At 37.8% G+C, this 20,173-nt stretch carries 25 protein-coding genes and 2 pseudogenes; 9 read left to right on the top strand and 18 right to left on the bottom strand.

Annotated elements, in window-relative coordinates:
* Window positions 1-5: 5 nt before the first annotated feature.
* The 9 genes from DXA07_RS08390 to DXA07_RS08345 form a co-directional block, all read right to left on the bottom strand.
* Complete coding sequence (locus DXA07_RS08390) at window positions 6-164, bottom strand: hypothetical protein (RefSeq protein ID WP_309295067.1); 159 nt, start codon at window positions 162-164, stop codon at window positions 6-8.
* 25 nt (window positions 165-189) lie between these two features.
* Entirely contained in the window at window positions 190-708 is a 519-nt protein-coding gene (locus DXA07_RS08385; protein WP_117822032.1) for a cysteine hydrolase family protein, read from the bottom strand.
* A 43-nt stretch (window positions 709-751) separates the two neighbouring features.
* Window positions 752-1,369, bottom strand: a complete 618-nt coding sequence (locus tag DXA07_RS08380) for a hypothetical protein (protein WP_117822033.1) — start codon at window positions 1,367-1,369, stop codon at window positions 752-754.
* A 91-nt stretch (window positions 1,370-1,460) separates the two neighbouring features.
* Complete coding sequence (locus DXA07_RS08375; RefSeq protein WP_226800971.1) at window positions 1,461-1,964, bottom strand: isochorismatase family protein; 504 nt, start codon at window positions 1,962-1,964, stop codon at window positions 1,461-1,463.
* Window positions 1,965-1,994: 30 nt separating this feature from the next.
* Window positions 1,995-2,435, bottom strand: a complete 441-nt coding sequence (locus DXA07_RS08370) for a hypothetical protein (RefSeq protein WP_022004536.1) — start codon at window positions 2,433-2,435, stop codon at window positions 1,995-1,997.
* A 205-nt stretch (window positions 2,436-2,640) separates the two neighbouring features.
* Entirely contained in the window at window positions 2,641-2,967 is a 327-nt protein-coding gene (locus DXA07_RS08360; RefSeq protein ID WP_117807256.1) for a hypothetical protein, read from the bottom strand.
* A 63-nt stretch (window positions 2,968-3,030) separates the two neighbouring features.
* Window positions 3,031-3,405: an SMI1/KNR4 family protein gene (locus DXA07_RS08355; protein WP_015534763.1), complete on the bottom strand. Its 375-nt coding sequence runs from the start codon at window positions 3,403-3,405 to the stop codon at window positions 3,031-3,033.
* A gap of 179 nt (window positions 3,406-3,584) precedes the next feature.
* On the bottom strand, window positions 3,585-4,880 hold the full coding sequence (locus tag DXA07_RS08350; RefSeq protein ID WP_008400148.1) for a tyrosine-type recombinase/integrase: 1,296 nt from the start codon (window positions 4,878-4,880) through the stop codon (window positions 3,585-3,587).
* A gap of 86 nt (window positions 4,881-4,966) precedes the next feature.
* Window positions 4,967-5,596: a helix-turn-helix transcriptional regulator gene (locus tag DXA07_RS08345; protein WP_008402208.1), complete on the bottom strand. Its 630-nt coding sequence runs from the start codon at window positions 5,594-5,596 to the stop codon at window positions 4,967-4,969.
* A 171-nt stretch (window positions 5,597-5,767) separates the two neighbouring features.
* Here DXA07_RS08345 and DXA07_RS08340 point away from each other — a divergent pair, with 171 nt between their 5' ends.
* The 9 genes and pseudogenes from DXA07_RS08340 to DXA07_RS08300 all read left to right on the top strand — a co-directional run bounded on the left by DXA07_RS08340 (window position 5,768) and on the right by DXA07_RS08300 (window position 14,055).
* Window positions 5,768-5,998, top strand: a complete 231-nt coding sequence (locus DXA07_RS08340; RefSeq protein ID WP_004843519.1) for a helix-turn-helix domain-containing protein — start codon at window positions 5,768-5,770, stop codon at window positions 5,996-5,998.
* A gap of 140 nt (window positions 5,999-6,138) precedes the next feature.
* Complete coding sequence (locus DXA07_RS08335) at window positions 6,139-6,453, top strand: hypothetical protein (RefSeq protein WP_005337289.1); 315 nt, start codon at window positions 6,139-6,141, stop codon at window positions 6,451-6,453.
* Window positions 6,453-6,811 (top strand): annotated as a pseudogene (locus DXA07_RS14105) (hypothetical protein). The gene DXA07_RS08335 and the pseudogene DXA07_RS14105 overlap by 1 nt, the downstream one beginning before the upstream one ends.
* Window positions 6,781-8,502, top strand: a complete 1,722-nt coding sequence (locus DXA07_RS08325; RefSeq protein ID WP_055289267.1) for a MobA/MobL family protein — start codon at window positions 6,781-6,783, stop codon at window positions 8,500-8,502. Before DXA07_RS14105 ends, DXA07_RS08325 begins: the two are co-directional and overlap by 31 nt.
* Window positions 8,441-9,187 (top strand): DUF6040 family protein, encoded by a 747-nt coding sequence (locus DXA07_RS08320; protein ID WP_118484248.1) that lies wholly within the window; start codon window positions 8,441-8,443, stop codon window positions 9,185-9,187. Before DXA07_RS08325 ends, DXA07_RS08320 begins: the two co-directional genes overlap by 62 nt.
* A gap of 108 nt (window positions 9,188-9,295) precedes the next feature.
* A complete protein-coding gene (locus DXA07_RS08315; RefSeq protein WP_006858428.1) occupies window positions 9,296-9,964 on the top strand; it encodes a response regulator transcription factor in 669 nt (222 codons plus the stop codon).
* A pseudogene (locus DXA07_RS08310) lies at window positions 9,961-10,973 on the top strand (sensor histidine kinase). Before DXA07_RS08315 ends, DXA07_RS08310 begins: the two are co-directional and overlap by 4 nt.
* 111 nt (window positions 10,974-11,084) lie before the next feature.
* Complete coding sequence (locus tag DXA07_RS08305; RefSeq protein ID WP_006858430.1) at window positions 11,085-11,852, top strand: ABC transporter ATP-binding protein; 768 nt, start codon at window positions 11,085-11,087, stop codon at window positions 11,850-11,852.
* Window positions 11,842-14,055, top strand: coding sequence for an FtsX-like permease family protein (locus DXA07_RS08300; protein WP_006858431.1), 2,214 nt, complete (start codon window positions 11,842-11,844; stop codon window positions 14,053-14,055). Before DXA07_RS08305 ends, DXA07_RS08300 begins: the two co-directional genes overlap by 11 nt.
* Window positions 14,056-14,131: 76 nt before the next feature.
* Here the strand turns inward: DXA07_RS08300 and DXA07_RS08295 are convergent, their stop codons facing one another.
* The 9 genes from DXA07_RS08295 to DXA07_RS08260 all read right to left on the bottom strand — a co-directional run bounded on the left by DXA07_RS08295 (window position 14,132) and on the right by DXA07_RS08260 (window position 20,086).
* Window positions 14,132-14,371, bottom strand: a complete 240-nt coding sequence (locus DXA07_RS08295; RefSeq protein ID WP_006858432.1) for a DUF6061 family protein — start codon at window positions 14,369-14,371, stop codon at window positions 14,132-14,134.
* A 305-nt stretch (window positions 14,372-14,676) separates the two neighbouring features.
* Entirely contained in the window at window positions 14,677-15,195 is a 519-nt protein-coding gene (locus DXA07_RS08290) for a DUF6144 family protein (protein WP_117822034.1), read from the bottom strand.
* Window positions 15,196-15,234: 39 nt separating this feature from the next.
* Entirely contained in the window at window positions 15,235-16,098 is an 864-nt protein-coding gene (locus tag DXA07_RS08285; RefSeq protein ID WP_117551434.1) for an AraC family transcriptional regulator, read from the bottom strand.
* Window positions 16,099-16,303: 205 nt separating this feature from the next.
* Entirely contained in the window at window positions 16,304-17,212 is a 909-nt protein-coding gene (locus DXA07_RS08280) for a radical SAM mobile pair protein B (RefSeq protein ID WP_117822035.1), read from the bottom strand.
* Window positions 17,200-17,889 (bottom strand): radical SAM mobile pair protein A, encoded by a 690-nt coding sequence (locus DXA07_RS08275; RefSeq protein ID WP_117822036.1) that lies wholly within the window; start codon window positions 17,887-17,889, stop codon window positions 17,200-17,202. The genes DXA07_RS08280 and DXA07_RS08275 overlap by 13 nt, the downstream gene beginning before the upstream one ends.
* Window positions 17,886-18,323 (bottom strand): radical SAM mobile pair system MarR family transcriptional regulator, encoded by a 438-nt coding sequence (locus DXA07_RS08270; RefSeq protein WP_007884694.1) that lies wholly within the window; start codon window positions 18,321-18,323, stop codon window positions 17,886-17,888. The genes DXA07_RS08275 and DXA07_RS08270 overlap by 4 nt, the downstream gene beginning before the upstream one ends.
* Before the next feature lie 148 nt (window positions 18,324-18,471).
* Window positions 18,472-18,876 carry a CPBP family intramembrane glutamic endopeptidase gene (locus tag DXA07_RS08265; RefSeq protein ID WP_182429582.1) on the bottom strand — a complete coding sequence of 135 codons (405 nt, stop codon included), beginning with the start codon at window positions 18,874-18,876 and terminating at the stop codon, window positions 18,472-18,474.
* Window positions 18,774-19,358, bottom strand: a complete 585-nt coding sequence (locus tag DXA07_RS13065) for a hypothetical protein (protein WP_182429580.1) — start codon at window positions 19,356-19,358, stop codon at window positions 18,774-18,776. The genes DXA07_RS08265 and DXA07_RS13065 overlap by 103 nt, the downstream gene beginning before the upstream one ends.
* The gene (locus DXA07_RS08260; RefSeq protein WP_182427511.1) at window positions 19,358-20,086 is read right to left on the bottom strand and encodes a MerR family transcriptional regulator; all 729 of its coding nucleotides are present in this window, start codon (window positions 20,084-20,086) and stop codon (window positions 19,358-19,360) included. The genes DXA07_RS13065 and DXA07_RS08260 overlap by 1 nt, the downstream gene beginning before the upstream one ends.
* Between the last annotated feature and the right edge of the window lie 87 nt (window positions 20,087-20,173).

Below are 20,173 nucleotides of genomic sequence, written 5' to 3'. Positions count from 1 at the left end.
GTTGCTCAAAAACCAATTAACCACGCCCCGACCATCATCTCTTTAGTCTTTCCATACGCCGGACATTCACCATATTTAATATAATCACTATAAAATGCAAAATTATAAATATCTATTAGCAATTCTGCATCCGTAATATCTGCTTTTCTATATTCAATCTTCATAAACAATACCTCTCCAAATCTCGATTTAACTTTCCATCAATTTAATTGCGTCATCAACAGATACACATGTAGCAAATCTCTTTGGCCACATCATATCATTGTAATATTTATAGGTTTCTTCTCCAGACATATAGTCGTTATCAAATGTTGAATTTGCCCCTTGTGGAACAATTACTTTATATCCTCTTTCAAAAGCAGATTTCACAGTTGCATCTATACAGAAGTTTGTCTGTAGTCCCACTATCACTAATGTATTATCATCTTTAACATAATCTGTAAAATCTTTATTTCCAAAACAACTATTGATATTTTTTATAAATATCTTTTCCCCTTCCTTGGGAATCACTTGTTCTGCAATTTCGAAGTCTTCATCACCGATTGAAAACCCCGTTCCTGGTCCATCATCATGTTGAAAATAGATAACCTCTATTTGATTATCTCTAGCTGCTTGTATAATTCTTGTAATATTTTCAATAAATTCATCAAAATTAAAAAGTCTACTATCTGTTATTCCTTTTTGTATATCTATCACAAGTAGTTTCATTCATTTCTCCTTTATACATAAAAATTGCGATTTTACTTTCTTCTTAATGGAACAAGTTATTATCCACAATATATTTTAAATTACATCTATTTAACATCCATGATTTATTCCTTGCCCCATTTTGATATTGAATAACCTGTTCTTTACATTCGTCAGATAAACCCTCATATATTTGTTGTGCTTTATCTTTAATTATTTCCTGACCTAAATTATCTGCCACAAAGTCAAGATACACATTATATTTTTCAAACCCTTCAAAGAAAAGATATCGTATAGCTGCATTATAATCTTCATCAAATCTTTTTACCAAATCCATTGCAGTATCTCGAAATCTTTTTTCTAATATATTCTTCGTTTCAAGCAATTTACTTTCCGTTGATATATCATACCAATACCCATCTTTGGGATTATAACTCATAGATGCTATTACATTGTCAACTGGTAATTTTCCGTATTTTTTATAAATAATCCTCAAATCGGCATTTACTTCAATACTCTGCCCAGATGCATTCCATTTTGACGAGAAAAAGTTTATTTCAAACACAATGTCTTTTACTGTTTTCTTCAAAATACCACTTTTTAAATACTTAAAGCCAGTTACTGTTGACAACTCACATATTAATCTTGTTTTCGTTTCTTCAACACTTAAAATATTTTCCATTTTTTCTCCTAATAACCCATGTGAAACTTCAAAGTTTCTGTTGCTTTCAATCTCTCCGCATGACTGAAAGTTTTGAGTGCCTTATATTTATCTAAATAATTTTTGCATCTGCTTCTCGAAGCTTTTTAAAATATTTTTCTTTATTCTTATTAAACATTGTTCCGATAGCTGATTCATTAAGTATTACACTATAGCCTTCTTTTATGGCCCCTAACGCAGTCAATGCTACGCACCCACCACCATCAACTCCTACGATTTCCACACATTTAATCTTATGTGCTTTTAAGAACTCATTAAGTTTAGGATTGCTAAATGCGTTTCCCTCATATTTTATGAAAACATAATCAGATATAACATGAAGATTGCTAACTAATTCCACTTCTTCAGTTCCTTCATAAGCCTTAAATGGTGCAAGCTTATTTATTAAATTTTTCTTCATGATATTTTTGATATAAACAACCACATTACTTTCATTTGCGTCAATAACTTCGTTTACAGTTTGAATCAGAATTTCATTATCATATTTAAAGTATGTAGCGTGATTTTTTCCAACACATACATTCTGCATATCAATTACCAACAATGCTTTTTTCACTTTCTTTCCCTCCGTCATCTTCAAATTCATCTAATACTTTGCATTTTTATATGAAATCAATATATGTGCAGGTGCAAATAATAGCGATGCTACAATCAATAATACAGACCTGCTCATAATTCCACTGAAGATGAAAATTACGGATGGAATAATAGATAATGTCAATGCTTTAAAAATCGTATTATTTCTAAAACAAATAATCCATATCACACAATAAAGTATAATTAAAACGACATTTGCTATTAAATATATCGCAAAAGCTTCATCAGACCACCAACCGAACCAGGTTCCAGGAATATTGACAACCATAAATCCGAAACACCCAAATCTTCCTATCTGTTCTACAACTTCAACACCTTTATTATTCCACTTATTTTCAAAACCATCTTTATACTTTAATGTAAAAATAATATTGGGTACCATGATTACTGCTATAAATACTGCCCCAAAAATGTTTATCCACTCCATCATGTTCTCACCTTCAAATTCAAAGTTTATTCTCTGTCATTCAACAGTTTATTTACTCTTTCAACTGGAAATCTGTCTTCAATATCAATTATCTTTATTATCAACTATTATAATTCCTACTATCACAAAAATAACACTTATAACAGATAATAGTAACCCTCCGTTACATTTTGCCCGGTAAAATTATTTGGACGAACTTAGGTATTTACTAATTTTTATATTTTACCGTCCAATTACCTTCAACACTTTCTGAGGTTGCATATTGACCGTAATCTAACACTGCTAAATCCCTCATCGATTCATCTATGCTTAAAATTTCACCTAAGGAAACCACTCTCGCATCTTCTTCCTTATGGTTTTCGCCGCATAAAAACTGCCAATACCCGTCCTCATCGTGAGAAACGTATAATATAGGCTTATACCCCTCCAACACATGGTAGCAGGTAATGCAGGCAGTGTCAGGACTATCTTCAAACGGAAATTTTCTATTATCCGCTTTCTTTTCAACTCTTTTAAATTTATCAAGTAATCCCATAATTTAATCCTCTCTACAACTTCAAAGCTTATGATCTGTTCGTCATATAACCAACAACAGAATCTACTCCCATAGTGCATTAATTTTATCTGGAAGTAATTCTATCTCCGTTCCAAGCAAAGCAACATCATCTTCATCTATTGGCACTGGTACATTAAAGTAGTTTCCCTTATTATCAATTCCATAAAGTTCACCACCACCATTTGAGCCAATAATAATGTGACCCGGCAAAATTTCTTCAATTTCATAATCATCATTTATTTCTTGCAATTCTTCCAACGGATATAATATAAGCCAGGTTTCACCAATATCGCCTTCACCACCATTATGTTTTTTCATCAATTCTATGTAATCGTTTGGCAATACCACGTCATTTATTTTCTCTATAATTTCTCCAAAATAAGGCGAATTAAATTCAAACATTCCCCATTTTTCCATATTATTCACCTCGTCGCTAAATTCCGATTTCTCAGTTTCAAAAACTTGAATTTATATAATTATTCCTCTAACTTTCCCTATTTTACAGGCTTTCCCGCCTGTTCATTAGTGAAATGATATGTAGTTTCCCTTATTTTTGCCCTTATGAGATAATCACAAGGGAAATAAGGGAATTTTTTTTAATCATTGCCTACCACTTTATCAAGAAGCCGAACCGATTTTCGTTTCGCATCTCTTGTGGAGTGAGCATAGACATTCATTGTGGTACTTACATCTGAGTGTCCTAATAATTCCTGCACATCTTTTGGAGCAGCTCCATTTGCCAAAAGGTTGCTTGTATAGGTGTGACGTAACTGGTGGAAATGAAAGCCTTCAAATCCCTCTAATGTTTTTGCCACCTTTCTGCATACCGTCCCCAAAGTAGTCGGAAGTTCCAGACAACCATCCGGTCTTAAGCAGACGAAAGAAATTTCTTTATAATCTGCCGGGACTTCCTCTGTTCTGTCTAAGCAGTAATATTCGTAGTACACTCTGTTTTTCTCTTTGACCTCTTTGTAGTAGTTCGTGTGATAAAGTTCTCCGTACTGCATTCGATTTTTTAACTGCTCTTTCCGGGCATTGCGGAAAATCTCTACCAGCGTATCTCCAAAATCAACAATCCTCACTTTTTTCCGCTTGGTTGGTCCGATGATATATTTGCGCTTTGAGCCATCATATCGGATGCTGCGTCTTATGGTAAGGCATTGTTCTTCCAGATTTACGTCCTGCCATGCCAAACCACAGGCTTCTCCAATACGAAGCCCGGCATAATAGGCTATCTGGATTGGAAGTATTGCGGCTGGGTTCTTTTTTTGAAGATACGCAAGCAGTCTTTCATAATCTTCTCGTGAAATTGGTTGGATATTTCCGTCCATGTCCTCATCCGAAAACAAATCAACTTCGTCCGTCTGATACCGCAGTTTAATATACTGCATGGGATTGAACGTAATATACTGTTTTGGAAATACTGCAAAGCGGAAAGACTGCTGCATGACTGCGGAAAAAGAATGGATGTAATCTTTGCTGTAACCCTTTCTCTCTTTTCCATCGGGATGAACTCCCCCGAAGGAAAGCAAATCAAAGAAAGATTGCAAATGCTCAGAGGTTACATTTTTTAATTTCCGTTCTGCCAGCGGATGTTTCTTAATATTTCGGATTGTTCCGAGGTAATTCTCCACAGTACCATTGCTGAGCGTACCTGTTTTTAATTCCTCCTCTGCCCACACATCCAGAAGTTGTCCGACTGTGAGATTTTCCGCTTTGGCAACAAATTTCTTTTTCTCATAATCATCCATTGCCTGACGGAGCAGCTTTTCAGTTTCACTTTTGCTTTCTGTTCCAACGCATTCTTTCTGAACAAGATTGCCGCTTGCGTCCTCTACATAGAAGCGGTAGTACCATTTCTTTCCTTTTTTTCTTACAGATCCTTTTGCCATAATCGTATGTCTCCTTTCGATATTAGACAATCGGAACTGATGAAATGCTTCGTGCGTGTAAGTATATCATAACTCCGGTTGTCTTACTATACCGATTCGGAATCTTCGTATAAGACTTCTGATAAAAGATTTGCAAGCCTTTGTTCTGCTGTTTTTGGTTTCTTGGAATAGAGCCTTACAACGTCTGCCATCTCATTAAAAGCATTGATGGTAGGAGTGATTTCCCTTAAGAACATAATCTCATTATATTCATCATTCGATTCAAACCCTATTGTTTTGGCAATATCCGTCTGACCAGCATTCCCCTTGAAGTTTTTGCAGGCGAACTGAAAGGAATCCAAAAACAGACCATATTGTTTTAACATCAGCAGTAATAAATCTTTTGAAAAAGCATCTTCTTCTTTGGTAAGGGCAAGCGGTAACTGTTCCAGAATATCTCCCATCGCATCACGAATCTGTAACTCTCTCTTATCCGTAATGTCGGTTTCATATTCATCTGTTTCCCCTTTGAGCCATTCCACAGATACATGGAGTGCTTCCGAAAGACCTTCCAGCACCATTTTTTTCGTATTGTCAATCGAACCATTCTCATAACGCAGGATTGTAGAAGCGGTAACCCCCATCTTTTCTGCAACATAAGGCTGTGTCAGATTCAATTCCAGACGGCGCTGTTTTACTCTGCTGCCTATCAGCTTGCGTAGTTCTTTATCTTTCATGCTGACTGCCTCCTTTTTCGGTATGTATGAATTATAGCATTGTTTTTCCAAAATTGCAATATGCAATATAATATTTACTTTTAATATTTCGTAACGCTTGACAAAAAGATATGAAAAGGATATACTTACATCACAAGAATTGCATAATGCAATTTATAAGGAGGTGATTATATGACGCAAAGAAAAATTGCATTATCCATCGAAGAAGCTGCTGACTATACGGGAATCGGCAGAAACACCTTAAGACAGCTTGTAGAATGGAAGAAACTTCCAGTATTAAAGGTTGGTCGCAAAGTCCTGATTAAAACCGATATTCTGGAAATGTTTATGGAAGCGAATGAAGGTCGTGATTTGAGGGATAGAGGAAATGTAAAAGCCGTAACAAGAACTGCGGCAAATTAAAAAGGCGGCTTCCAAAGAAACCGCCAAAGGTTCTATCAGACCGAAGCCATGATATACCTACACGCAAGAAGATTATACCATGTGCTTCTTCTGATACGCAACCAAGAACTTATGTTTGCAAGAGAAAGGAGAATGTAATAATGGCAAAATCAACAAAAAGTTATGAAGAACGAATGCTTGAAATGGAAAAGAAAGAGCAGGAAAGCCTTGAAAAGGCGAAAAGATATGCAGCACAGAAGAAAGAACTTCTGAAGCGAAAGAAAGCCGAAGAAAGTAAAAAACGAACCCATAGGCTCTGTCAGGTTGGCGGTGCGGTGGAATCCGTTCTTGGTTCGCCTATTGAGGAAGAAGACATCCCAAAGCTGATTGGTTTTCTGAAAAAGCAGGAAGCCAACGGGAAATTTTTCTCAAAGGCAATGCAGAAAGAAACAAATACCGATATGGAGGAAGTGTAATGGCGGAGGGGATGAGGTTTTCATTCCCTTCATTGCTTTTTTATGAAGGGCGCACTTATGGACAACCAGAGGTCGTCCCAATAAGTTTGCCACAAGTGGCAACCGGTCTGCGCTCACGCTTGCCGGGCTCGTTCCGTCGGCGGGGCTTTCAGCCAGACCTGCTCATGCCGCAGGAGGCACTCTTCGCCAGAGGGGCGCATTCCATGCAGGCTGCTATGCGCAGGGCACTCTTACGCAGAGGGCGTTCCGGCAATGCTGCTTTTCCTAAAACCGAAAGCAATGTTGCCGGAAATCTATGCCGGATGTGCAGAAAGGAGGAATCCAGACATGGCGATTTTTCATTACACAGTCAAAATAGTCGGACGAAGTAAAGGGAAATCTGTTATCTCCGCTTCCGCATATCTCAATGGGGATGTGATGAAAAACGAGGAAACCGGGAGAATCAGTTATTACACTTCTAAAAAAGAAGTGGTCTACACTCGGCTGATGATGTGTGAAAACGCACCTCCTGAATGGCAGATAGTACCAGAAGAAAATATAAAACGCTTTCAAAAATCTGTCCGATACAAAAGATCAGAAGATAAAGAAGCTGCTTTAGAAAAATTTAAAATCACATTTCAGAAACAAAGGTTATGGAATGAGGTATTGAAGATTGAAAAAAATGCAGATGCCCAACTTGGCAGGTTATTTGAATTTGCCCTTCCCAAAGAATGGAACAGACAGGAACAAATTCAATATACAACTGACTATATTCAAAAAACTTTTGTAGATAGAGGAATGTGTGCTGATTGGAGTATCCACGATAAAGGGGATGGCAACCCCCATGTCCATCTGCTTCTGACTATGCGTCCTTTTAACCCGGATCATTCTTGGGGAAAGAAAGAAGTCAAGGATTGGGATTTTCTCAGAGATAAAAACGGAAATATCGTGATTGATGAATCCCATCCGAACTGGTGGCAGGATAAGAAAAACCCTGACCGTCATGGAATCCGTATCCCTGTATTAGACGAAAACGGAATTCAGAAGATGGGTGCAAGAAACCGCCTGCAATGGAAACGGGTGCTGACCGATGCTACCGGATGGAACAATCCAAAAAATTGTGAACTGTGGCGGAGTGAATGGGCAAAGGTGTGTAATGAACATCTTCCTTTGCATAATCAGGTCGATCACCGTTCTTATGAAAAACAGGGAAAACTCCAGATTCCTACCATCCATGAAGGCGCTGACGCAAGAAAGATTGAACAAAAGTTTCTTGCCGGGCAGGAAATAAAAGGTTCGTGGAAAGTAGCGGAAAATCAAATCATAAAACAACAAAACACGTTATTGCAAAAGATACTGGACACCTTTGGAAAAGTATCGGGTGCATTATCATTATGGAAGGAGCGATTAAATGACATTAGAAGAAAGCCGGGAAATTATACCCTTAATGGAATCCATGATTGGGCAAATCGAAGAACAGCAGACCTTAATGGCAGAAATGATTCTGGAAATGCAGAACCGGGACACCCAACTCTCTCTTATGCAGGAACAGAATCAGAAATTGCAAAAATTAAACAGCGAGTTATCCGAGCTGCTCAACATTTTGCCAAATACCGAGGAACTGCTTTCCAAGATGGAAGAACAGAAAACGAAGATAGAACTTTTGGAAAACGAAAATCAGCAATGGCAGAAATTGGTACAGAAACTGAACAGCGAAAACAGTTTATTACTGAAACAGAACACCGAATTGCTGAACTGGAACAGCAGATAGAGAAAGGACGTGATATAGATGAACGAATCCAGAGAATCAAAGAACGCCGAACAGTTGGAAGAACTTCTCCTCTTGACCGAGGAGATACAAGAAGAACTGGAACAGAAAGACCAGCTTATCGTGGAACTAAAGACGCAGCTCAACGAATCTCTGACCTTGAACGAGAAATTAAACAAAGAGAACAGAGCCGGGAATATTCAAGCATTAAAGAACGACTTGAAGCTAGCAGACAGAGCATTGCGGAACGAGAAAGAGAAGCTGCGAAGCGCAAACGTCACGATAGGGGAATGTCAAGATAAAATACGATGCTTAACACAACAACGGGATTATGCCCGGATACATCAGAAAATCGTAGAGATACCGGTAGAAAAGCCGGTGCTCTATGAAAAATGTGAAGCCTGTGACCGGACAGCCTATCAGAATGAAAAAGCGAAATACGAAACACAAAAAGAGCGACTTGCAGGACAGTATAAAGCAAAAACGGTAATATTCCAAACAACCTTGTTCCTTCTTGCATGGTATTCGCTGACAACCACTCTTTTTCAGGCAGTACAGTCAGATGTGTTCCTTTCCGATTGTAAATCATTCTTCCATGATGCAGCGTCATTCATACAAACTTTTATCGGATGGACGATTGCTGCCGGACATTCTGCGGCACAGATTAGTACCAAAATTCCAAATGCGTTTATAGCCGGAATCATATATTGGTTATTGCTGATATTGGTTGTCGGAATATGCGTAGCAGGAACAGGGATACTGGTGATACTGATAGAAATAAAGGTTATAGAATTATATAAGAAAAACTGTTGGGATTTTATTACTCTACTGATGATACTGACAAGTGCTGCTGTCATCATTTATTTTGGAGAAGCAATCAAAAAAGCACTGTCAGTAAATCTTCTATTGCTTTTTGTACTTTTGCAGGGCGCATATGTTGGACTTAGGTGTTATTTAGAATCGTACCTTGAGAAAAGAAACTATTAAGCATTTTTTACAAAGCTATGTACAAAATCATTCTAAAATTCCCATTCAATAATACGATTGAGAAAACCTCTCTGATACAGTATAATAAAGTGTCAGGGAGGTATCTCTATGAAGGAAAAAATACTAATCATTGAAGATGATTTTACGATACAAACACAGCTTAAAACTCTTTTGTCTGGGAATGGATATGAAGTATTTGCAGTTACGGATTTTTCCAAAACAATAGAGCAGTTAAAAGAAGCTGCGCCACATCTGGTTATTCTGGATATAAAACTTCCGGGGAATAACGGTTTTGAAATATGCTCGGGGATTCGCACCTTTTCAGATATTCCGATTGTATTTGTAACAAGCAGCAATACAGATATGGACGAACTGAACAGCATTATGCTGGGTGGAGATGCGTTTATCACAAAGCCTTATAATCCCGCTATTCTTCTTGCTAAAATTGCTGCATTGTTAAAGAAAGCCTACCGTTCCCCTCAAACAGAAATTTATATGTGGAGAGAAGCTACCCTGCATTTGGAGAGTAGCATGATAGAGTACAAAGGACAGAAAGCAGAATTGACAAAGAATGAATTGAAAATCCTCTACTACCTTTTTAAGAACTCCGGAAAAATCTGTTCCAGAAATGATATTGTGGATTTTCTTTGGGACAATCAGCTTTATGTTGATGATAACGCCCTAAGTGTCAATATTACCCGTATTCGCGACAAACTGGCAGCAATCGGACTTGTAGATTTCATTAAAACAAAACACAGGCAAGGATATACATTATGAGTGGAAAACAATATTTGAAAAATCAACTCCCCGTTATTTTAATCAATCTGCTGGGTATGCTTGTCCTTGCTTTGTTCCTGATTGCAAGCGATAATCCTATCCAAACAGTCCTGTTTATTTTTGCAGTCTGGTCGATTGTCCTTGTTTTATCTTTGCTGGCATTTTATTTCTCACGAAAAAAATATCTGAATAAATTGCTCAATATGACGGAGCAATTAGAAGAACGATATTTATTGCCGGAAATCATGCAAGTGCCGGAAAGGGCTGATGAACAGGTTTTTTACCAGATTATGAAAATGGCTGAAAAATCTATGTTGGAACGGATTGGCGAAGTACAGAGGGAACGCAGGGAATATAAAGAATACATTGAACAATGGATACACGAAGTAAAAACACCAATTACAGCGATGAAGCTGCTGTGTGAGAATAACCGTTCTCCCTTTTCCAGAGAGGTATTGGCAGAGTTAGAGAATATCAACCAATATACAGAACAGGCACTTTACTATGCCCGGAGTGAACACGCTGAAAAAGACTATTCTGTCCGTGAAGTCAATTTATGCGATGTTGTGCATAGTGCAATCGCAGATAATAAGTATCTTTTGCGTCAAAGCATATGTCAATTCAGATAGACGATATAGAAACAAAAGTTTATACCGATGAAAAATGGGTGCGGTTCATCTTAAATCAGATTATCGGTAATGCAATCAAATACCATGCAGAGCAGCCTATTTTGCACTTTGGGGCAACAAAAACGAATGACAAGATTGTGCTATCTATCAGCGATAATGGGATAGGTATTCCTAAAAGTGATTTACCCCGTATTTTTGAAAAAGGATTTACAGGTCAGAATGGGCGAACCGGGAAAAATTCTACTGGAATTGGCTTATATCTTTGCAAGCGTCTATGTGATAAACTGGGAATAGGGCTTACTGCTTATTCCGAAAACAGAGGAACAACGATTTCACTTATCTTTCAAATGAATGATTTTATTATCGGAGTGCAGGGCTGACAGGTTCTGCACTTCTTACATTTTTGTAAGAACTGTGTAAGAAAACTTGATACAAAAAATGAGATACTCCATTTACAATAAAGATATGGAACAGTTAAGGAGGTTTATCAGATGAATACGATTTTGAAACTGGAACATATCCAGAAATATTATGGCAATGAAGGGAATATTACCAAAGCCATTAAAGACATTAGCTTTTCTGTGGAAGCTGGGGAATTTCTCGGAATTATGGGTGCGTCCGGTTCTGGAAAGACAACGCTGCTCAACTGTATTTCTACGATTGATACCGTAAGTGCAGGGCATATTTTTTTAGATGGAACAGATATAACGGAAATCAAACCAAAATCCCTTGCCCGTTTTCGCAGGGAGAATTTAGGGTTTATATTTCAAGACTTCAATTTGCTGGACACATTGACGATTTCAGAAAATATTGCACTGGCATTAGCAATCAACAAAGTCCCTGCCGGGAGCGTAGAATCCCGCATTTTGGATATAGCCGGAAAGCTGAATATCAGCGATATTCTAAACAAATATCCTTATCAGGTATCCGGCGGACAAAAACAGCGTTGTGCTTGTGCAAGAGCAATTATCAACAACCCGAAGCTCTTACTGGCAGATGAGCCGACAGGGGCATTAGACAGCCATTCCTCACAAATGTTGCTGTCTACCATTCAAAGTATCAATGAACAGCTTAGGGCGACAATTCTTATGGTAACTCATGACGCTTTTACCGCCAGCTATGCCAACCGTATTCTTTTTTTGAAAGACGGAGAAATCTTTATGGAACTGCGCAAGGGCAACGACAGCAGAAGTGCTTTTTTTGATAAAATTCTGAATGTCCTTACCATGATCGGAGGGGGACAAAGCCATGTATGCTAAACTTGTTTTCAGAAATGCAAAACGGTCTGTAAAAGACTATCTGGTCTACATTGTCACAATGACAATCTGTGTTACCTTGTTTTATGCGTTCTTGTCTATTTCCAGTAGTTATTATAGCCCGGATATAGGCAGCGAGTATGATTTTACTCTGTTAAGTGACGGAATGAAAATTGCAATCTGCATGATAACATTGCTGTTGTTATTTTTGATACGGTTCGTCAATCATTATATGCTAAGACGGAAGCAAAAAGAGTTTGCTGTCCAGTCCATTATGGGAATGGAACAAAAAACTATTGGCAGGATTTTCTTTGCAGAAACACTGATTATGGGTATGTTTTCCATTTTGATTGGTATTTTTTGCGGTGTATTTTGCTCTCAATTCATTACCGCAATGCTCCTTACTGCTTATGGAGAGCCTTATGAAATCTCATGGACATTGTTCCCGGACACCGTTTTGCTGACAGTGATATTTTTTGTGGTAAGTTTTTTTGTGGTAGGAGTTTTCAATACACGCACAATCAAAAAAACAAAAATTATTGATATGCTTTCCGCAGAGAAAGAAAATGAGCCAGAATTGAAAAAGAGCCGATTCATTCCTGTCGTAGTAATTCTGTTTTTAATGTTTACTTTATGGGAATTGTTTTCAGGAATACAAAATGTCCGATTTTATTATGACTCCCGCTTTGTTTTCCCGGTGAAAATCATGTATTGGGGAAATATTTTGCTCCCTGTTGTTACATTAGGCTGGGCGGCATTATGGATGTTGAAAAAGAAAAAAATTGCTTTTCAAAAGTTGATTGATGGGCTGCTTATTTGTTCTGTATTGCACGCCTTTTTAGCAGCAAGCGTACCTGCTCTTACCAATCAATACTATTTGCCTTTACATGGTGGAATACTGAATCAATATCTGGTATTTGTATTGATTGATTTGCTCTTCTTTATTTGTGCATTGATTTATCTTGCCAGCAGCTTGATTGTAGCATGGAAAGTAAAATCGCCGGAACATAGATACAAGGGAGAAAACCTGTTCTTTTTCGGGCAAATTATATCAAAACTAAATACAACCAGCAAAACAATGACGCTGATTTGTATAACCCTTGTCCTTGCAATCTTCATGTTTATTGCCGCCCCTATTTTGACGGGCTGGGCTTCAGGTTATTTGGATATGCGCTCTATGTATGATGTGCAGGTATATTCAAGATATAATGACGTATATGAAGAAGAAAATCTGCCGCAAGACAGTTATGAAATCATTACTGAGTTTCTGACAGAACACAAAATAGATACAGTTTATGATTGCACGTTCAATCTATATCTGCCAGAGAAAGACGATTTTCACAACAGACAGAAATATGATTTTCCGATTGTAGCAATTTCTTTGAGTGATTATAACACTATACGGGAAATGCTGGGTTACGAACAGATTTCTCTGGAGGAAGATGAATTTACAACACAATGGAAAGCAATCGCCACCGAGGAAGAACGGGATAGCTTTTTGAAAGAACACACCAGCATTATGACAGACGCAGGAGAATTGACTCTTTCCGGGCAGTCCTATTATGAGGATCCGATTGGAGAAACAGCGTACAATTCCTATACAAATGTATTGTATGTACTTCCAGACAATATTTGTGAAAAGCTGTTGCCAGTAATAAAAAACCGATATATTACAACAACGGAAAATATCTCCTATGAAAATGCAAGGAAACTGGAAAAACTTTTTACAGAGAAATATCCCGAGCAGGCAGAAACCGGGGCTATTTATGGCGTGCGTTTTAGCACACTGCAAATCAATAGTTCCATAGCAAATAACTTTATTTTACAGACTGCAATGATTTATGGTGCTGTCGTACTGATGGTTATATGTCTTACCGTACTTTCTTTGCAACAACTCTTAGACGCAGGACAATATAAATATCGCTTCTCTGTACTCCGAAAATTGGGGGCGGAAGAAAAGCATATCGGAAAACTTATCTTGCAACAATTAAGTGTTTGGTTTGGGCTTCCAATTATCACAGCAATCATTGTAGCTGCTGTTGTAATAGCTTACTTTATCCAAACCATATCAGCAGAAATTTCAGCCTATATTGGGTTTAGTACATTGATGTTACAAATAGGGGCAACAATGGGGATTTTGGTAATTTTATTGATTTGTTACTTCATAAGTACATGGATTATTTTTAGGCGCTCTGTTAATCCATAGAAAATATGTAATTATTGCATTTCGCACATTCTTTAAAGAGGGATAGCACTCTTAATGAACACTATCCCTCTTTCACTTAATAAAGTTCTAATGAATCTTCTGCATCCACCCACATCTGTAAATTGCCCTCAAGATATAATCTTGCATATTCCAAAGGCTCATCCACAGCTAATGAAGTAAGTGCACATTCTGATCCATATGTGGTTTTTAAATCTTTTTCAGCTTCCCAGCAGTCAATGCGAAGCATATATCCAGCACTTGTGTAAACATCAATACTATCGTGATTTATGTTGTATTCTGCATAAATTGTTCTCATCGTATCTTATCTCCATTTTCTTTTGATAATCAGTTATAGAGTTAAATATCGAAAACATTTCAATCAGTTCACCATGTCGTTATTGTTATATGTTATACTGTGTTATGAAATTTTCTTTCCCTTAATTTTTCCCATATTAAGGTTCATGAAAGCTAATGGGAGAATGTAACACAAGGGAAAGAGTAAGGGGAAGTACACTTGCTACAAACTTAGTATTTTCAAGGGTTTGCGAAGAATTTGATAATCAAATATAACAGTTATTAAATTTCCTAAAATATGTGAAATATCAACTGGAATTTGTCTGTCTATACATAATCTGATATTTCAAATACACATTCAGAAGCTCCATTGACAATTGTATCAACAATAGTAACTGTTACACTCTTTTCAAAAACCTCAGAGAACAATCGCATATACCAACCAGCAGAACATTCACAATACTTTTTATTCATATTCTCAACTTTTTTAGGTATATTACAATAACATTTTTTGTATACAGCAATAATCTTTCCTTCAAAAATATGTAAGTTCCTTCCGCCAATATCTGCTTCATTCAGAAGATTCAAAAATTCTGCTATATCGTTAGATTTAGCGTATAATTTTTTTGCTATTTTTATAGCATTGGTTGACAAGCAGCACCCACCACATTTTCGCATAGTATCAGTCATATATATCTTCATACTCTCAGTAGTATTTAAAAGCTCATTAATATATCTTGCCTGCTTAAGCGGTGTTGCATTTTCATCAATAATTCCAATCTCCGAACAAACCGCAAATGCATTTTCAGAATCCATATTATCTACTATTCTTTTGGCCTTATTCATATCATATCCTCGCAAGAATTTAACTAATTATTCTAAAATCTACTGTTCTTTTGATTTCACCGGCATCCAAATTTCGCAATAATAATTCTCATCCTGATTTCCTTTCGGATAATCACAAGGTGCGGTGTAGTATTCTATATTATACATTCCTGCAATTTCATAATCACTATTCCCAGGAAGCCATTCCTTAAAAATCTCTGTATTCACTTTTTGTAACGCTTCCGGCATAGATCCTTTACATGGAAATACTGCCCATGTATTTTCAGGAATAACTACCGTTTCAAATTCTTCCGGTATGTCTTTTGAAGGAATATAATCATCAGCAATCATGTACTTGAAGAATCCTTCCGGTGCTCCATCATCTAAACAGATTCCATACATACCACAAATATACTTACCGTTTCCCTTTTCATAATGCTCTGTCCAAAATTGTGGGCATTCTTTATACCCTTCTTCATTTTTAATAATTTTGGCACTTCCGACAACAGTAAATGCCGGTTTTTTAACAATTTTACATTCCATTTCAAATCCACCTTTCATAGATACATGTATTTTTAGAGGAAGGTAGTTTTTGAGTTCACCGTCTCCGGACTTCGCCTGTGCAGGCGTAATACCGTGAAATCTGGTGAAGGCTTTCGTAAAGCTGTCTGGAGAATCATAGCCATATTTCATTGCTACATCTATAACCTTAACACCATCTGTTTGCAAATCTCTGCCGGCAAGTGATAATCTTCTATTTCTTATATATTCGGATACCGTAATTCCACAAAGAATCGAAAACCCTTTTTGAAAATAAAATGGCGAAAGATTAATCTTTGCAGCAATTTTTTCCAGAGTAAGTTCATCTGTAAGATGTCCTTCAATATATTTGATTGATGAAGTGATATCTTCCAACCAGCTCATGCTATTTACTCCTTCCTACAAAACACATCTTATCTCCAAAGCATATTTTTGTCCCGACATATTTTGCTCTCTTTTGTCCAATTACACAACTATCGCAGATATAATCACAAGGCATTCCTTTACATAAACAATTAGTAAAAATCAAATTCGTCTCTCGGTTAAACACACCAGCTTACTGGAATTTGTCACTCCATCAAACTGGAATTTAGCGATTTCTTTTTCCTGTATTCTCTGTCCCTCGGATTTCCTCATGATAGAAATAATCTACAATCACCGGATGTCCCTGCGGGACTCTGCCATAAGGCATTTCATTATCCACAAAGGGACAATCATACTTCTTAGCCATTTCCTCAGCTTTTACTTCAAGTGCTTCAAAGTAGCTGCGGTTATGCTTGTTATAGATCTCGTCGTAAAGTGGTACAAGATCAAGATATTTTCCGGCGATATAATCCATAATTGTCTTTTTGAAACCGCCTCGAAGATTTAGATTTTCGAGCCAGAACAGATCGCACTGATCCTTTACCCGCTCAAAGATTGCTTCAAAATTCGTGATACCGGGGAATACCGGAGATACGAAACAGACTGTACGGATACCTGCTTCATATACCTGCTTCATAGCAGCGATACGGCGCTCAATGCTAGAAGCAGAGTCCATATCGTTCTTGAAATTTTCATCTAGTGTGTTGATCGACCATGAAACGGTTACACGTCCAAGCTTCTTCAACAGATCAATATCCCGTACCACAAGATCCGACTTTGTGCAGATCAGAATATCTGCGTCACTGCCGATCAGCTGCTCCAGAAGTTTTCTGGTATTCCCGAATTGCTCCTCTTGTGGATTGTAGCCATCTGTCACAGAACCGATGACCACCCGCTGTCCGGCATATTTCTTCGGATTTTTAATTTCCGGCCAATGCTTCACATCAAGGAAAGTGCCCCATTCCTCCTTGTGCCCGGTAAAGCGCTTCATAAAAGAAGCATAGCAATACTTGCAGGCATGTGTACAGCCTGCATAGGGATTGACCGAGTAACCGCCTACCGGCAGACTAGACTTAGTCATGATGTTCTTTGTTTCCACCTCACGAATGAGGATTCCATTTATTACTTCTTCCATGATTTCTGTTCCTCTAACACTTTATTAAATTCTTCCGGCATTTCCTGAATCATATTTTCATCCCCTATGATAGGGACAAGGTCTTCCTTCATAAACACCGGAATGCCGAGCTTATGTGCTTGGTCCGCCAGAGACCATGCCCATTCCGGTTCCGTATGAATCTTCCTGCTCTGAGCTCCGGTCATGGTGCCGACAACGATCCAATTGATTCCGGAAAGGTCAACTGTGCCGGGATCATCGAATAACGGCTCAAAGGTAACATGGTAATGTTTTGCTCTGACGTTTTTCCGAAGAGCGTCGATACGCCACAGTTCTGCTTTCCTCGTCACCGTAACGCCAAACCACGCATTTTCCAGATCGGTATCAAAATCCAGCAAATCAGGTCGCTTGGTAAGGAACAGGAACTGATGCTGTGGATTTTCACGGATCTTTGCAAATACCTCGTCTCTCCATTCCGGCTTCCATCCGGAGAGATCGCTCATGCCGGTAAGAAGAAAGTTCTGCGGACGTTTCTTTTCCATCATCTTGAGCTTACCTGGAAAGAATTCAGGGTCAGCGAAGTCATCAATCATATGCCAGCGTTTCACGTTGTTGCGGGCATAGCAATATGTACACCCCACTATGCAGCCAATGACGATATTCATGTTCTGAATCTGATCTTTGATACAAATACTCATGACTTCTGCCACTCCTCAAGATTCTTTCTGATGCGGTCGAGGCATTCCTCAAACCGGATAATTTCTTCCTCTGAAAAACCTTTGTAGTAAATACTGCCCATCTCATCAGATACAGAATCGTACTCGCCCTTCAAGGCATGTGCTTTCTCAGTCAGAAACAGGAGTGTTTTCCTTTTGTCCGTTTCAGACTGAACACGGCTTATCAGCCCTTGATTTTCCATTCTTTCCAGCATCGTAGTAAGAGATGTTATCGCTAATCCGCATTTAGTCGAGAGTGACCTGATTGAGATACCATCCTCCTGCCACAGTACATAAAGAATACGCCCCTGGGCTCCATTAAACGCATCAATATTCTTTTCACTGAGAATCTTCTCGAAAATCCGGTCTCCAAGCTGTTTTATTTTGGTGACAAGAAATCCTCCATTCATTTCCATACAAAAGCTCCTATATAGTAGTTTATTAAAATAACATACTATATAGGAGCTTTATTGTCAACAGTTTATATGTCTTAATAGGTAAATTCCATTTTTTTCAATTCTCCAAACTGAAATTTGTGGGTGAGATTGAATATCTCTTTAATACTCAATTCCTTTTCGTCTTTACGCAAATGATGACTGCTACAATAATCATTGGAATCATACTGATAATACCAATATATGCTGGACCTAGAATTGCCATATTGGAATATTCAGGTTTTACCAGATATGCAAAGATGGTAAATGCATTGATAGCACCATGCATAAGGGATGGCAACCAAATGGTTTCTGTCTTTTCATATACATAATCAAGTAAAATACCCATCATAATAGTAGAGATACAGAATACGATTGGCCCAAGTACCGGTGCGCCGATATATTCTTTTCCATACTCATAACCGGCAAAAATCATGATCGGCCAGTGCCAAGCACCCCAGATTGCACCACCCACAATACGGCCTTTGGTGTCACCAACTTTTTCTTCAAATACGGATACAGTGCACCTCGCCAACCAACCTCTTCGCCTAATGCGACAAACATATTCAGAAATGGTGCAATTGTCACAGCTTGAACAGACGTAATCAGCAGATACATTGGTATCGTGATACCCTGTGCCTCGAACTGTTCCAACGCTCCCGCTTCCTCTAAAAGACCTCTTAACGTCATAAATTCAGAGTCAAATGTATCCGGGAAAATCACAAAAAACAAGACCCCTCCAAGGATACTTAATAACGCCGGCATCCAAAGGGCAAAGAATACATAACGAAGTTTCCCTTTTAAATGTGGTACCCATCCCATACCTTTTAGCGGGATTCTGGCTACCAGTACACCAAGGAACGGCATAAACATGGTAATCATCACTATAACAGTAAACACTATCTGATTTCCATTATTACTAAAAACACTTGCTATCATTTCTAAAATCCAAGCTAGTCCAAATGCGACTGCCATGTATATCACAAATTGTTTCTTACTCAAATTAATTGTTTCCATTATGCATCCACCTCTTTTCTATATACTTCCAAACTCCAAATTTTCCTCCTACAACTAGGACAAGTTAACTTTCTCATCTTTGGATTATGATTTGCCAACAGAGTTTCCATTTTCCTTGGTTGAAATCTGGTATGGCATTCCGGACAAATATACTCTATCCGTTTGTACCAATAGTTTGCTAAAAAGACAGCACAAATAGTATACACTGCCGTAGTTACAAAAAATGGTATCCAAATTCCTTGTAATATACCAATAACAAAAGTTACAATTCCTGTGATTTCTACAGGAATTCCTACGATCAGCATTTTTTTGTACATTTTCTTTCGCTTTTCTTTTTCCTCCATAATCGATGATATGTCATGAATTGTTTTTTGCGACCCATCCTTGAAAGAAGCCAAAGAACTTCTTATGCCTTTAATATTTTCTAATTGTTTCGTTTTTTTCTTGACATCCGCCTGAATATTTTTTTCTTGCTCATCAAGCAAAAGTTCGATTACCTTTTTTGACTCATCAGATTCCAATATTTCAGCAATATCTTTTATAGAGATATCCAAATCTCTTAAAAAGCAAATCGTTTCCAATGTGGCAACATCCTCTTCGGAGAACAGTCTTCGTCCCCCTTCCGTCAAATCTGTTGGCACCAAAATACCTCTTTCATCATAGTATTGAATCGTTCTTACTGAAACGTTGCACTTCTTTGCAAGCTCTCCTGTTGTGTATAATGACATATCCTGCCTCCTTTCAAGGTCCATATTAGTACATAACGTAGCGTGACAAGCAATATATCACGCTACGTTATTTTTTATTTTTTACGC

It is taken from the genome of Clostridium sp. AM54-37XD (genome assembly GCF_003478225.1).
GTDB lineage: Bacteria > Bacillota > Clostridia > Lachnospirales > Lachnospiraceae > Coprococcus > Coprococcus ammoniilyticus.
This window is presented reverse-complemented; position numbering and strand designations above follow the sequence as displayed.

What these genes read in the sequence shown, in the direction of transcription:
- DXA07_RS08390 (WP_309295067.1), bottom strand. Translation starts at nt 164, where the DNA reads ATGAAGATTGAATATAGAAAAGCAGATATTACGGATGCAGAATTGCTA.
- DXA07_RS08385 (WP_117822032.1), bottom strand. Translation starts at nt 708, where the DNA reads ATGAAACTACTTGTGATAGATATACAAAAAGGAATAACAGATAGTAGA.
- DXA07_RS08380 (WP_117822033.1), bottom strand. Translation starts at nt 1,369, where the DNA reads ATGGAAAATATTTTAAGTGTTGAAGAAACGAAAACAAGATTAATATGT.
- DXA07_RS08370 (WP_022004536.1), bottom strand. Translation starts at nt 2,435, where the DNA reads ATGATGGAGTGGATAAACATTTTTGGGGCAGTATTTATAGCAGTAATC.
- DXA07_RS08360 (WP_117807256.1), bottom strand. Translation starts at nt 2,967, where the DNA reads ATGGGATTACTTGATAAATTTAAAAGAGTTGAAAAGAAAGCGGATAAT.
- DXA07_RS08355 (WP_015534763.1), bottom strand. Translation starts at nt 3,405, where the DNA reads ATGGAAAAATGGGGAATGTTTGAATTTAATTCGCCTTATTTTGGAGAA.
- DXA07_RS08350 (WP_008400148.1), bottom strand. Translation starts at nt 4,880, where the DNA reads ATGGCAAAAGGATCTGTAAGAAAAAAAGGAAAGAAATGGTACTACCGC.
- DXA07_RS08345 (WP_008402208.1), bottom strand. Translation starts at nt 5,596, where the DNA reads ATGAAAGATAAAGAACTACGCAAGCTGATAGGCAGCAGAGTAAAACAG.
- DXA07_RS08340 (WP_004843519.1), top strand. Translation starts at nt 5,768, where the DNA reads ATGACGCAAAGAAAAATTGCATTATCCATCGAAGAAGCTGCTGACTAT.
- DXA07_RS08335 (WP_005337289.1), top strand. Translation starts at nt 6,139, where the DNA reads ATGGCAAAATCAACAAAAAGTTATGAAGAACGAATGCTTGAAATGGAA.
- DXA07_RS08325 (WP_055289267.1), top strand. Translation starts at nt 6,781, where the DNA reads ATGGCGATTTTTCATTACACAGTCAAAATAGTCGGACGAAGTAAAGGG.
- DXA07_RS08315 (WP_006858428.1), top strand. Translation starts at nt 9,296, where the DNA reads ATGAAGGAAAAAATACTAATCATTGAAGATGATTTTACGATACAAACA.
- DXA07_RS08305 (WP_006858430.1), top strand. Translation starts at nt 11,085, where the DNA reads ATGAATACGATTTTGAAACTGGAACATATCCAGAAATATTATGGCAAT.
- DXA07_RS08300 (WP_006858431.1), top strand. Translation starts at nt 11,842, where the DNA reads ATGTATGCTAAACTTGTTTTCAGAAATGCAAAACGGTCTGTAAAAGAC.
- DXA07_RS08295 (WP_006858432.1), bottom strand. Translation starts at nt 14,371, where the DNA reads ATGAGAACAATTTATGCAGAATACAACATAAATCACGATAGTATTGAT.
- DXA07_RS08290 (WP_117822034.1), bottom strand. Translation starts at nt 15,195, where the DNA reads ATGAATAAGGCCAAAAGAATAGTAGATAATATGGATTCTGAAAATGCA.
- DXA07_RS08285 (WP_117551434.1), bottom strand. Translation starts at nt 16,098, where the DNA reads ATGAGCTGGTTGGAAGATATCACTTCATCAATCAAATATATTGAAGGA.
- DXA07_RS08280 (WP_117822035.1), bottom strand. Translation starts at nt 17,212, where the DNA reads ATGGAAGAAGTAATAAATGGAATCCTCATTCGTGAGGTGGAAACAAAG.
- DXA07_RS08275 (WP_117822036.1), bottom strand. Translation starts at nt 17,889, where the DNA reads ATGAGTATTTGTATCAAAGATCAGATTCAGAACATGAATATCGTCATT.
- DXA07_RS08270 (WP_007884694.1), bottom strand. Translation starts at nt 18,323, where the DNA reads ATGGAAATGAATGGAGGATTTCTTGTCACCAAAATAAAACAGCTTGGA.
- DXA07_RS13065 (WP_182429580.1), bottom strand. Translation starts at nt 19,358, where the DNA reads ATGGAAACAATTAATTTGAGTAAGAAACAATTTGTGATATACATGGCA.
- DXA07_RS08260 (WP_182427511.1), bottom strand. Translation starts at nt 20,086, where the DNA reads ATGTCATTATACACAACAGGAGAGCTTGCAAAGAAGTGCAACGTTTCA.